9 protein-coding genes are annotated in these 12902 nt (G+C 68.2%); 4 read left to right on the top strand and 5 right to left on the bottom strand.

The genetic code is table 11. The features are described from left to right. Positions 1–12 precede the first annotated feature (12 nt). Genes QHF85_RS13505 through tssI form a run of 3 tightly spaced genes read right to left on the bottom strand, consistent with a single transcriptional unit; the run spans position 13 to position 6141 of the window. Positions 13–1080, bottom strand: a complete 1068-nt coding sequence (locus QHF85_RS13505) for a pentapeptide repeat-containing protein (protein ID WP_281327566.1) — start codon at positions 1078–1080, stop codon at positions 13–15. Beyond that, positions 1073–3712: a DUF2169 domain-containing protein gene (locus QHF85_RS13500; protein WP_281327565.1), complete on the bottom strand. Its 2640-nt coding sequence runs from the start codon at positions 3710–3712 to the stop codon at positions 1073–1075. Before QHF85_RS13500 ends, QHF85_RS13505 begins: the two co-directional genes overlap by 8 nt. 17 nt (positions 3713–3729) lie before the next feature. Continuing rightward, the gene (tssI, locus tag QHF85_RS13495; RefSeq protein WP_281327564.1) at positions 3730–6141 is read right to left on the bottom strand and encodes a type VI secretion system tip protein TssI/VgrG; all 2412 of its coding nucleotides are present in this window, start codon (positions 6139–6141) and stop codon (positions 3730–3732) included. Positions 6142–6302: 161 nt separating this feature from the next. On the opposite strand from tssI, the gene QHF85_RS13490 reads away from it, so the two are divergent. The 3 genes from QHF85_RS13490 to QHF85_RS13480 all read left to right on the top strand — a co-directional run bounded on the left by QHF85_RS13490 (position 6303) and on the right by QHF85_RS13480 (position 9843). Next, positions 6303–7625 carry an amidohydrolase gene (locus QHF85_RS13490; protein ID WP_281327563.1) on the top strand — a complete coding sequence of 441 codons (1323 nt, stop codon included), beginning with the start codon at positions 6303–6305 and terminating at the stop codon, positions 7623–7625. Between the two features lie 93 nt (positions 7626–7718). Beyond that, positions 7719–8060, top strand: a complete 342-nt coding sequence (locus QHF85_RS13485) for a hypothetical protein (protein WP_281327562.1) — start codon at positions 7719–7721, stop codon at positions 8058–8060. Between the two features lie 157 nt (positions 8061–8217). Further along, positions 8218–9843 carry an SBBP repeat-containing protein gene (locus tag QHF85_RS13480; protein WP_281327561.1) on the top strand — a complete coding sequence of 542 codons (1626 nt, stop codon included), beginning with the start codon at positions 8218–8220 and terminating at the stop codon, positions 9841–9843. Between the two features lie 7 nt (positions 9844–9850). On the opposite strand, the gene QHF85_RS13475 is transcribed toward QHF85_RS13480, so the two are convergent. After that, positions 9851–11350: an anthranilate synthase component I family protein gene (locus tag QHF85_RS13475; protein WP_281327560.1), complete on the bottom strand. Its 1500-nt coding sequence runs from the start codon at positions 11348–11350 to the stop codon at positions 9851–9853. 100 nt (positions 11351–11450) lie between these two features. On the opposite strand from QHF85_RS13475, the gene QHF85_RS13470 reads away from it, so the two are divergent. Beyond that, entirely contained in the window at positions 11451–12137 is a 687-nt protein-coding gene (locus QHF85_RS13470; RefSeq protein ID WP_281327559.1) for a thioredoxin family protein, read from the top strand. On the opposite strand, the gene QHF85_RS13465 is transcribed toward QHF85_RS13470, so the two are convergent. Next, the gene (locus QHF85_RS13465; RefSeq protein ID WP_136930390.1) at positions 12134–12742 is read right to left on the bottom strand and encodes a response regulator; all 609 of its coding nucleotides are present in this window, start codon (positions 12740–12742) and stop codon (positions 12134–12136) included. The two genes, QHF85_RS13470 and QHF85_RS13465, sit on opposite strands and share 4 nt — an antisense overlap. Positions 12743–12902: the final 160 nt, after the last annotated feature.

Here is a 12902-nt window from a genome sequence, read left to right as displayed (position 1 = left end):
GCTTTCGATTCGTCAGGTCCGCTTGGGCTGATGGCGCTCCCACCAGTCCTCTGCTTCCACCAGGAGCTCTTCGTTTCCGAGCGCCGCCGCCGCGCCGGGCGGCAGGATCGTGCCTTCGTTTCGCGCTCGATGCAGGCGCGTTCGGAACATCTTCGCACCCGACAGGTCGGCGAGCGAGAGGTCCGCGTGGGAAAAATCGGCGTAGGTCATGTCGCAGCGGACGAATTTCGCCGCGCGGCATTTCGCTCGTATCCAGATCGATTGTTCGAGCCTCGTGCCCGAGAGATCCGCGCCCTCGGCGCTCGCCTCCTGGAAGATCGCCTGGAAGAGGTCCGCGCCCGCGAGCGCCGCGACCGTCAGCGTCGCCTGAAGGAAGATCGCCTGCTTGGCGCGCGCCTTCGTGAACGACGCCTTCACGAGCTTCGCCCCCTTGAAGCTCACCTGCTCGATCATCGCCTCATCGAAATGCGCCCCTTCGAGGTTCGCGTCGATGAACTGCACGAATGGCATCGTCTGCTTGCGGAAGTTCTGGCCTGCGAGGTTCGACTCCGTGAAGATCGTCGTGTCGAAGATCGCGCCGTCGAGCTTCGCCTTGCGCAGATCGGCCCGGAACATCGTCGCTTTGCGCAGGTTCGCGCCGGCGAGATCCACGTCGTCGAACGTCGCGCCCACGAACGCCGAGCGATCGAGGTTTGCCTTCGCCAGCGAGGCCCGATTGAAGCGGCAATCGCTGACGTTCGCGATCGTCAGATCGGCGCCGGCGAGGCTCGCCCCGGTGAAATCGGTTTCGACGAGGTTCGCCGCGACCATGTTCGCGCCGTCGAGCTTTGCGCCCCTCGCCTGGCACTGCACCAGGTTCGCGTGCCGCATCGCCACGCCGTCGAGCTTCGCCTCGCCGAGGTCGCATTGCGAGAACGTGACCTCCGAGAGCCGCGCCCCGGAGAGGCGTGTCCCCACCAAAGACACCCGCGAGATCACGCTCCCGCCGAAATCGATCCCGGAGAGATCGAGCCCGTCCCACGACTCTTCCTCGAAGACGTCTCCGCGGGCGATCCGCTGCTCGATGAGCGATCTATCCATGTTGCCTCGGCAGCTTGCGCACGAAGTTCACGTTGGCGCCGCGGAAGCTCGTTCGATCATCGCCGACAGCGCCCACCGTGTCCGCGCGGAACAGGCTCGCCTGCTCGAATCGCGCGCCGCGGAGGATCGCGCCGCCGAGCAGCGCCTCCATGAGGTCGGCGCGATCGACGCTCGCGTTCGTGAGGTTCGCTTTCATGAGCCGCGCCTGCCGCATTCGCGCGCCGTCGAGCCGCGCCCCGGTGAGGTCGCATTTCGAGAAATCGATCTCGTCGAGGATCGCGTCCGTGAAATCGGCCTTTGCGAGCCGCGCCCCGCGGAGGAACGCGCCGCGCAGGTTCGTCCGCCGGAACGTGGCGCCCACGAGGGAGGAGCCCCGGTCCACGCCCACGACGCGCAGGTTTTCGAGGTCGGCGCCGTCGAAATTCGCCCCGTCGGCGATGACGTCGAGGAACACCGTGCCCGGCAGCGCGACCTCGCGGAAATCGACCCCCGAGACGTCGAGCTCCAAAAGGTTCGATCGCTCGATGCGCGCCCCGCGCAGCTTCACCCCGCGGAAATCGCTCCGCAGAATGGTCAGCTCGCTCGCCCGCGCGCCCCCGAGGTCCGCGCCGCCGAGCTTCGCCTCCGTGATGTCCGCCTTGTGCAAAAGAATGCCGCGCAGGTCGGCGTCCGTGAGGTCGGCCCGGACAAACACGCTCTCCGAAGCGTCCACGCCCCCGCTGACGCGCGCTCCCCGCAGGATCGCCTCGCCGAGGTTCGCCCCGCGGAGCTTCGCCTGCGAGAGGTCCGCGCCGACCAGGCTCGCCCGCGCGAGGACCACCTCCGTGAGGTTCGCCCCGACGAACCGCGCGCCGTCGAGCCGCGCCGATTCCAAGAACGAGCGCGACAGATCGCGCCCCGAGAAATCGAGCCCCGAGAGGTCCGCGCCCGTGAAATCGCGATCGGCGAGCGACGCGCCCGAAGCGAGCAGATCCTCGACCTCGCACCGCGTCCGCGCCGCGTGCTCCTCGGGCATCTCGTTCGCGCGCGGCAGGTAATGCACGTGCTTGCGGTACGTCTCCTTCAGCGCCTTCTCGGCCTCGACGAGCTTGCGTTCGAGGTCCTCGTCGGCGAGCTGCGCGACGTCGGGGATCGCCACGCCCGAGTTCGCCGAGAGCATGGCGAGGTCGTGCAGCCGCTCCATCTCGGCCTTCGCATTGAACTTCGGCGGCCCGCCCTGGTCCTTCTTGGCGTCCGCGACGAGCCGATCGAAATCGAGGTCGTTCTCGACGCAGAGCCTCTTCAGCTCGTCGAGCAGGCCCTTTCGTTTCTTTTCCTCGTCCTCGATCGCCGCCTTGGCCTGCTTCTCGGTCGTCTCGATGAATTCGGCGAGGCCGTCGAGCTCCGGCACCTTCTCGTCCACGTCCGGCACGTCGGCGGGCAGGTGCTCGTCCGGGTCGACGCCCATCGCCCGCATCTCCTCGCGCGTCCGCTCGAGCTCGGCCCGCGCGCGGTTTCTCGTGGCACGCTCGACGAGCCCCTCGCGCGCGAGGTGCTTTTCGAGGTCCACGTTTCCGGCTGCCTTGCCAGCCGCCATTCCCTCGGGGATGAGATCCTTGTCGCGCAGCGCGTAAATCGCGCCCTTGTCCCGGTCGAGGCGCTTCTCTCGTACCTCGCGGTAATGGGCGAGCCCCTTCGCCTGCCCGGGTCGCTCCAGCGCGACGAGCACGTCGAGCACGTCCGTGGCCTCGTCGTCGCGCACCTCGGTAAAACCCCGGTAGATGAGCACGACCCGCTCGGCGTGCGGGACGAGCCAGACGGTATCGAGGCGCAGGCTCATCTCGCGCAAGAGGTCGCCCTCGCGGCTCACGAAGCAGCGGGGCAAGAAGCGCGGCAGGTGGCCCTCGATGCGGTCCTTCGACGGGTGCATGTGCTCGATGACGACGCGCTCGCCGCCTTCGAGCGGGGCGTCGAGCCATTGATCCTCCGGCGCAATGTTGAAATACGACGGATCGAAATCGTCCGGGAAGTCCGGGAACCGCGTCTCCAGCCAGCGTTTGTCGTAGGTGCCGAGCTTGCCCGTGCGCCGCGGCCACGACGGGTCGATCGGCGCGAACCCCGCGGGCGGCGGGCGATCCCGCGGCGACGCGCAGAGCTTCTTCGGCAGCTCGACATTCGGCAGGGGGTGCACCGGCTCGCCCGCCTCGGGTTTCGTCGGGGCAAACCCACGTCCGACCGGATTCAGACCATACCCTTCGCCGCCGAACGCGCGATCCCAGGAGATGGGCATTTTATCGAAGGGGACGGGCTCGCTCGCGACGCCGCCCTTCCATACGCGGTCGCCGACCACCCAGAGCTCCTTCGACATCGCGCCGACCTCGATTTTCGCGCTGCGGGCCGGGACCTTGCGCCCGGGCGGCGCGAAGGCCCATCCGAGCGCGAGGACCTCCGGCTTCACCTTGGGCCTGAGCTCGTCGAGTGAGCCGGCGAAGCCGGGGATTTCGAGCAGCGTCTTCCACATCGTCTGCTCGTGCTCGAGCACGTCGCCGTCGAGCGACGTCATCGCGGCGGCGGCGACCACGAGGTGGGTGCGTCCTTTTCGCTCGTACGGCCCGTGCAGGACCGAGAGCGCCATCGGCTTGAGCGTCTTCATCGCAATCGAACGCGCGATCAGCCGAGCGCGACGTGCAGGCCGGCGCGCTGCAGGCCCATGATGGCGCTCTCGACCTTCGGCCCCGCGGAGTTCTTGAACCAGAGGTTCACGCTCTTGATGCTCGCGTTGCGGTAGATGATCTCGGCCGGGCCGACCTTGTTCTTCACCGTGAGGCCCATGGCGCACTCGATGTTGACCGCGAGCGAGACGGCGATCTTGATCGCCGCGGAGAGCTCGATCTTGCCCGAGACGCTGGCCTCGAAATACTCGCCGCCCTTCAGGATCGTCCATTTGCCCGTGGCGAGATCGGTGACGTTGCCCCAGGCGCTCTTCTTCTCCTGCGATTTGTCCTCGAACTTCGTGCAATCGACCGTGACCGTCTTGCCGGGCGTCAGGATCGAGATGTCGCCGCTCGGCGCGGAGATCGTGATGGTGCTCCCGGAGGACTCCATCTTCATCTCCGTGCTCGAGAGCAGATCCATCCCCGCGTTCTGCGACTGGACCGTCACCTTTTGCGCCGAGATGACGTTCGTCGCGTTGTCCGTGTTTTCGAGCTTCGTCTCGCCGCCAGTGACCTTTGCGTGGTACTTGCCCGCGGCGACCGTCAGCGTGGTGTTGCCCTTGATCTTCGTGTCGCTCGTGCCCGCGTCGACATCCACGTAATGGTTGCCGCTGACCACGTGCAGGAGCGTGTCGCTCTTGACCGTCGTGGCGGATCGGCCCGTGTCGACCCAGAGCTCGTGTTCGCCCGTCTGCACGTGCGTGACCCAGCTATTCTTGATGTTCGCCGTCCACGAGCCGCCGCCGTTCTGGCCGACCTCCTGGTCGAAGTTCTTGCCGGCGTTGAGATGCGTGTTGTCGTCGGTCCGCATGATGAGCTCGTGGTCCGCGTTCGGCGAGCCCATGCGGATGTAGGTATTCGAATACGGCGTCGAGAGCGTGACCCGCTGCTGCCCGCTCTTGTCCTCGAGCTCCAGGCGATTGCGTCCACCCGTCTGGATCACGTTCTTCGTGTGATTGCCGCTCGTGACCGGGCTCGGCGTGAGCGCGTTCGGCACCACGCCCGAGATGACGGGGCGATCCGGGTCGCCGCCGAGGAAGCTGAAGACGACCTCGGTGCCCTTGCGCAGCGGGAAATGGAAGCCCTCGATGCCGCCGCCGTGCGGCTGCATCATGCGCACGAACGTGCTCGCCTTGCCGTCCTTCAGGTTCGTCTCGTCGAACTTGAATTTGACCGAATAACGGCCCTGATCGTCGATCTGCGCATACTCGCTGTCGGCCGGCCCGTCCACGGTGCCGTTCTCGTATCCGTAGATCCGCGGCCATTGCGTCCGCGTCTCCGGCCGGAACTGCGTGCCCTTCGGGATCGCGTCGACCTCGACGAAATACACCTCGTCGTGGTCGAGATCGAGCAGCTTCTGGAACGCCGACGCGCCCGCGGCCTGGTTGCCGTGGTGGCGGGCCTCGATCGCGAGGTATTTGCTGTTCAGCGCGGCGCGCGGGTGCTCCTCGATCTCGAAGACGTGCCCGGCGCGCAGGTGCGAGCGCGTGCCGCGGGCCTGGAAGACGACCTCGCGCGCGAGCATCTCCTCGGCCCGGAGCTTCGCCAATCGCTCGCCCGCCGCGGCCGAGAAGAACCGCTCGCCATAGAGGCTCACCTCGCCCGCGCCGTTCGACGAGACGGGCGCCGAGCCGGCGATCGTGAGGTTTGGCCGGGCATAGTCATAATCCTTGAGCTTGACGAGCGAAGGCAGCGTTCGGTGGCGGCTCGTGAACGCGCGGAACGAGGCCCCGGCGCTCCGATCCTGGCCGGTCTGCGGGAAATACCGCACAGGCTTGCCGAGGATGTCTTCCTCGTACGAAGACCCGTCGCTGAGGACGAGCTTCTCGCCGTCCTCGCCGTGGACGAAGTAATAAAAAATGCCCTCGCGCTCCATCCAGCGCGAGATGAAATCGAGGTCGCTCTCCCGGTACTGGCAGATGTGCTCTTCGGTCTCGTACGATCCGAGCCGGAGCTCGTAATCGTCGCCGGAGAGGCCGTTGTCTTCGAGGATCGACTCGATCACCTCGGGCAGCTTCTTCTTCGTGAAGATACGGCTGTGCTTGGAGAGCCCGAGCAGCCATAGCCGCGGGACGAGCACGGCGCGGACGAGCGAGCGGCCCTCGACCGCGTGCAAGAGCTCCAAGCTCGCGAGGATCCCGCCGAACACGAACGGCGGCAGGTTGTCGTCCGCTCGGTCGATCACGAGCTGCGCCTTCGCCCCGATCGCGTCGCCGAGATCCAGCCCGTCGCCCTCTTCCCCTTCGAGCGAGAGGAAAATTTCGAACTCATACGTCCGGGAGATCGCCTCGACGCCGCGGAATGCGATCACGCGTGTCGTGTCCGGCAGCACGCTCGACGAGATGGTGATGAGGTCGGTCAAAGCCATGGCCCACGCTCTCCCGGGGATGCCCCCAAAGTCCTCGAAGCGCTGTCCAGAGTACCATTGTCCCTCCCGCGCCGGGAAGCGCGCCGCACGCTTGGGTACCAAAAAGAGTCGTTGTAGGATGCGCCACGGCGCGAACGCGCCCGAAGCCCGGAGGACGAGCCGTGAAGACGCTGATCAAGGACGTGGACATCGTGACCCTCGACGAAAAAGGCACGGTGATCCGGGGCGGCGCCATCGCCATCGACGGCGCAAGCCTCGTGGCCGTCGGCGAAGTGCCCGCCGAATTCGTGGCCGACGCGACGATCGACGGCGCGAATCACGTCGCCGTTCCCGGATTTTTCAACGCCCACTGTCACGCGTCGATGTCGCTCGTGCGCGGCTACGCGGAGGACCTGCCGCTCGATCGATGGTTCAACGAGCGCGTCTGGGTCGCCGAGTCCGCGCTCGGCCCGGAGGAAGTGCGCGCGGGTGCGCTGCTCGCCGTGTGCGAGATGATCCGATCGGGCACGGTCGCCTTCAATGATCACTATTTCTACATGGATCACGTCGCCGAGGTCGTGGAGGCGTCGGGGATGCGCGCGTCGCTCACGTGGTGCCAGTTCGGGCTCGACGCAGGCAAGGAGGTCGGCGCGGATCTCGAAGGCGCGCTCGCGTTCGCCGAGCGATGGAACGGCAAAGCGGATGGACGCATCCGCGCGATGCTCGGGCCGCATTCGCCCTACGTCTGCCCGCCCGCGTTCCTGCGCGAGATCGCGGCGCTCGCGAAGGAGAAGGGCCTCGGCCTGCACATCCACCTCGCCGAGAGCGAGGAGCAGGTGAGCCGCTCGCTCGCGACGCACGGCGTGACGCCCGCGCGGCTGCTCGAAGAGACGGGTGTGCTCGACGTGCCCACGATCGCGGCGCATGCGCTCTACCTGAGCGACGACGACGTCGCGATCCTCGCGCGGCGCGGGGCCACGGTCGCGTATTGCCCGATCACGTACATGAAGCTCGCGATGGGCCCGGGCGACGTGCCGCGGCTGCTCCGCGCGGGCGTGAACGTCGCGCTCGGGACCGACGGGCCGGCGTCGAACAACGACATGGACATGAAGGAATCCGTGCGGTTTCTCCCGCTGCTCCAGAAGCTCGCGTGCCGCGACGCGGAGGCCATCGCCGGCGATACCTCGCTGCGCATCGCCACGCAGGCCGGCGCCCGCGCGATGGGTTTTCCCACGGCGGGCGTGCTCGAGGCCGGGCGCTCGGCGGATCTCGTGCTCTTCGATTTCGACAAACCGCACCTCGTGCCGCGCCACGACCTCGTGGCGAACCTCGTGCACGCGGCGAAGGGCAGCGACGTGAGCCACGTGTTCGTCGCAGGCAAACTCATCTACGCGGACGGGACGATCCTGACGCTCGACGAGGAGAAGATCCGCGCCGAGGCCGAGCGCGCGGCATTCCGCATGGTCTCCCGCGATTTGACCGTCCTTCGCGAATATCGGTCCTAGCGCGGCGAGCCGGAGCGGAAATCGCGCAGCGCGCGCGTCTTGCATGGGCGCGTCTTCATGGACGAAGTGAAGACGAGGCCAGCTGGTATCATCGTGATAGCCGTGCTCATGGCGCTCAGCGGCGTGCTCACGGTGCTCTCCGGTATCCCGGCCGTCACCGGCGCGGCGCTGCCGCCCTGGGCAATTGCGCTCGACGTCGCGGTCGGGCTCGCCATGTTCGCGGTGGCGTGGGGCCTTCTCATGCTGCGCGCCTGGGCGTGGGTCGTGACGCTCGGCGTCCAGGCCGTGAACGGCCTCTTCGCGCTCGCCACGGTCTTCGCGGCGCCGGTCGCCTGGCCGGCCTGGGTCACCATCGCGATAGCGGCCCTGGTCGTCGTTTATCTGACGCGCCCGAACGTGCGCCTGGCCTTCGGCATCGGCGCGGCGCGTATCTAGTTTCAACTCCAACATTTTCGAAAGCTGCTGTCGACCGGCCTCGACCGGTGTACGCTCGGCTCTTCTGCGAATCGTCCATCGACGCGATTGTCGATGGGGCACGCGCAGGGAGGTCCGAATGCGCTCTTTCCATTTCACTCCTTCCATCCCTGTTCTCATGCTCGTCGCCGCTTGTGGCTTCGCCGGTTGCGGCGCGGAGCCCGGAGATCCCACGCCGCAGACGAATCCGCTGGTCCCCGGCGCGCCGCCGGCGATCGTCGGGCCGCCTGCGGACGAGGTCTGCGACGGCATGGACAACGACCACGACGGCGAGGTCGACGAGGACGACCCGTCGTACGGCCTCGCCTGCGACACCGGCCAGGCCGGCATTTGCGCCGCCGGCACGCTCGTCTGCGGCACCTACGCCGAGCTCGAATGCGTGCCCGATCAGGCGCCGCTGGTCGAGGATTGCGGCACCCCCGAGGACGAGGATTGCGACGGCTTCGGCGGCTGCCCCGGCGGCACGCACGTCTGGAGCCGCGGGGTCCTCGATGCAGGAGGGCAGTCGTTCGGGCCCGTGGCGACCGATGCCTCGAACAACATTTTCGTCGGCGCCAGCGCGAACGGCAACGTCGATTTCGGCAGCGGGCCGATCCCCATCACGGGCGGGATGGCCGTGGTCAAATACGGCGCGGCCGGCTCCGCCGCCTGGGCGAAGCCCCTCTGCCCGAACGTCGGCGGCGCCAGCGGCGGCACCATTTACGCTGTCGCGACGGACGCGGCGGGCAACGTGTTCGCGGCCGGCATCTTCAGCGGCACCTGTGATTTCGGCACCGGGCCCTTGTCGGTCGCGGGGCTCGGCTCCTTCCTCGTGAAGCTCGACCCTTCGGGCACGACGCTCTGGGCGCGATCCTTCGCGGGAGGCTCGTACGGCAGCAGCGTCGCCGCGGACGCCGCGGGCAACGTTTACTATGCGGGATACAGCACCGCCCCCTTCGATTTCGGCGCGGGCCCGCTCGCCGGCGCCGATGAGGACGTCGTCCTCGGCAAATTCGACGCCGCGGGCAACCTCGTCTGGGGCAAGCGGTTCGTCGCGACGAAATCGCAAAGGCTCCCCGTGATCGACGTCGACGCCGGGGGCGACGTCGTCCTCGGCTTCCTCTACAACAGCTCCGCCGACGTCGGCACGGGACCGCTGCCCGGCACGGGCGTCGAGATCCTCCTCGCGGAGATCGACCCTTCGGGCAATACGATCTGGGCGAAAAACCTCGGCGGCCAGTACGACCAGATCCTGAGCTCGCTCCGCGTCGATCCGAGCGGCGACCTCCTCCTCGGCGGGCACTTCTACTACCGCGCGAACTTCGGCGGGCCGACGCTCAACGGCATCGACGCTTTCGACGGGTTCGTCGCCAAGCTCGGCCCGACGGGCAACCACGTCTGGACCAAGCGCCTCGGGGGCCCGAACTATCAGGAGCAGGTACAACTCGACGTCGACGCCGCCGGCAACATCAGCGTCGCCGGCCACTACCAGGGCAGCGTCGATCTCGGCCTCGGCTCCGTCCCCGGCTCTTCGACGTCGACGTACGACATCTTCGCCGCGAAGCTCGGTCCTTCGGGCGCGACGCTCTGGGCCGGGCATTTCGGCGACGCCGGCGATCAGCGGTTCGGCGGCCTCGCCGTCGACACTGCCGGGAACACGATCCTCGCGGGCGTGCTCTACGGCGGGTCGATCGACTTCGGCGGCGGGGCGCTGAACGCGAACCTCACGTCCGGTGACGCGTTCCTCGCCAAGCTCTCGCCCTGATCGAGCCCTAGCTCGCCGCGCCCGAGCCCTCCCCGCCTTCCTCGTTCGCCTTGGCCAGAGCCTCCGCCGCGGCCGCCTCGGCCTTCTTCCGCTCCGCCTCCTCGCGCCGCTTCTGGAGCGCCGCCGCCTCCGCCTCGCGCCGCTCGACCGCGTCCTGCGCGCTCCGGATCGCCGCGAGCGCCGCGCGCGCCTTGATGCGCGTCTCCTCGGCCTCGCGCAGCGGATCGCTGTCCGCAACGATCCCCGCGCCCGCCGTCACCTCGAACTCCCCGCTGCGCGAGATCACCGTGCGGATCGGGATCGCGAAGTCGACCGTTCCATCCGGCAGCACATACCCGATCGCGCCGCCGTACACGCCGCGCGGGCCCGGCTCGAGCTGACGGATGATCTGCATCGCCCGTACCTTCGGCGCGCCCGAGAGCGTGCCCGCGGGCATCGCCGAGCGCACCGCGTCGATCGGCGACTTGTCCTCCGCGAGCGTCCCTTCCACCTCGCTCACGAGGTGCATCACGTGCGAGAAGCGCTGCACGCGCATCTCGCTCGTCACGGTCACCGAGCCCGGCGCGGACACGCGGCCCACGTCGTTCCGCGCGAGATCCACGAGCATCACGTGCTCGGCGCGCTCCTTCGGATCGGCCACGAGCTCGCGCTCGAGCGCCTCGTCCTCCTCCTGCGTCGCCCCGCGCTTGCGCGTCCCCGCGATCGGCCGGAGCGTCACCTTCCCGCCCGACACGCGCACCATCGTCTCCGGCGACGCGCCCGCGATCGCCATCCCCTCGGCGAACGGCGTCTCCGCGAAGTCGAGGAAGAACAGGTACGGCGACGGCGAGAGCACCCGGAGCGCGCGGTAGACGTCGAACGCGTCCGCGTTCCGCATCGGCGCGCGGAACGTGCGGCCGAGGACGATCTGCAGGCAGTCGCCTGCCTCGATGTACTGCTTCGCCTTCGCGACCTTCGCCGCGTACGTGTCGTCGTCGATGTTCGGCTCGGCGAACAGCGCTTCGAGCGTCGGATCGGGCGACGGCAGCGGATCGAGCTCGGGCCCGTGCGTCATCTCCCAGGCGCACCGATCGATCGCGCCCTTCGAGCGTCCTGCGATCGTGAGCGTCTGCGTGAGGTTGTCGAACACGACCACGGTGCAGTCGCGCATGAGCCGCCCGCTCAGGCCCTCGTTTGGCCACGGCTTGATGCCGTTCGCCACGTTCGCCGCGTCGTAGACGAGGTAGCCGACGAGCGCCTGCGAGAAGCGCGCGGCGAGGCCCTCGGCGTTCTCCAGCTCGCCCGCGTCGCCCGCGAGCAGCTCGAGCGCGTTCGCACCCGGCGGATAGGCGTGCTCGGTGCGCGCGCGGTAGCCGAGGATCGAGTAGCGCCCCCAGCGCTCTCCGGGCAGCACGGATTCGAGCAGGAACGACGAGCGACCGGCGGACTGCGCCCGCAGCGCGTTGTACGCGCGGACGGGCGTGACGTGATCGGCGGCGAGGGTGCGGGTCAGGATCTGGCTGCTCACGCGCGAGAGCCTACACCGAGCGAGCGCCCCTTGCCGCGTGGATTCAGGCCTACGCCGCGGCCTTGCTCTCGTGTGACCGGGGCGGCATCGTGTGACCTGGATGCGCACCTCGCCGAAGCACCTGTTCACGCTGTTCGCATTCGTCCTGCTCACTGCGTGCGGCGGCGCGCGCTCCTACCCGAAGGACGCGCGCACGGTCGTCGTCTCGCTCGACAAGATCGACTGCAGCGACTGCGGCGACGAGATCGTCGCCGACTTGCGAGAGCGCCCGGGCGTCTACGACGCTCGGTTCGATCGGCGCCGGGCGGAGGTCCTCGTCGTGGCGGCGCCGGGCTTCGACGTCTTCACGACGGTCCGCAAGCTCGCCGCCGAGGACGGGTTCGAGGCGATCCTCGGGGCGGGCAAGGGCCGCTACCTCGAACACGTCGCGTTCCCGGAGGGCGCGGACGTGCGCACGGTCGTGGAGGACGGAAGCGACGTACCGGACCTCGCGCCGCATCTGGCGACGGGCAAGGTCACGGTCGTCGACTTCTCCGCGGAGTGGTGCGGCCCGTGCCGCAAGGTGGACGAGCACATGGCGAAGGTGCTCGGCGCGCGAAACGACGTGGCGTATCGGCGGCTCGACGTGGGCGACTGGGACACGCCGCTCGCGAAGCGCTACCTCGCGAACGTGCCCCAGCTCCCGTACGTCGTCGTGTACGACAAGCGCGGCGCGCGGGTCGACCGCATCACCGGCGTGGATCTCGCGCGGCTCGACCGCGCGATCACGAAGGGCGCTTCGCCCTAGTACTGCCCGAAGAGGTCCTGGATGCGGGACTCCAGGGCGACGGCGATCTTGTAGAGCGACGAGATCGACGCGCTCGACTCGGCGCGCTCGATCTGCGAGAGCAGCGACACGCTGAGGCCTGTGCGGCGAGCCATCTGCTTCAGTGTCAGATCCTTCTCCTTGCGCAGGTTCCGGATCGTGTCGCCGATGACGCGGTGCAGCTGCTCTTCGGGGGTGCGCGCCAGGCCCTTCTTGCGCATCACGCGGGCGAGCACCTCGCGGAACTCGTCGACGTTGAAGGGCTTCTTGATGTAGTCGACGGCGTCGAGCTTCATCGATTGCACGGCGCTTTCCAGGTTCGGGAAGCCCGTGAAGATGACGACCGCGATGTCGGTGTCGACCTTGCGGATGCGCTTCAGCACCTCGATGCCGTCGAGCTTGGGCATCATCAGATCGAGGATGATGAGGTGATACCCGCCCGTGCGGACCTCCTCTTCCACGGCCGATGGATCCACCAGCGTCTTGACCTGGTAGCCATCCCGCTCGAGCAGCGTCTGCATGTAGTCGCAGATGGCTCGGTCATCGTCCACGATCAGGATACGAACTGCCGGAAGCTCGATTGCCACCTTGTCCTCCTATTCGCGGCCACATCGACCGGGGGCTTGGGGGCACAGCTCGATTCGCCGAGCGGAGCCCACAACCGTTGAAAGAGCTCACGTCGACGCCCGAAGGCCTCGCCCGGACCGCCGGGCTCCTCCCTCGAACCCCCCCCCCTGGAGTCGCCGC

This window comes from Polyangium sp. 6x1 (assembly GCF_029946515.1).
Lineage (GTDB): Bacteria > Myxococcota_A > Polyangia > Polyangiales > Polyangiaceae > Polyangium.
The sequence above is the reverse complement of the archived record's forward strand: the minus strand, read 5'-3'. Positions and strand labels throughout refer to the sequence as shown.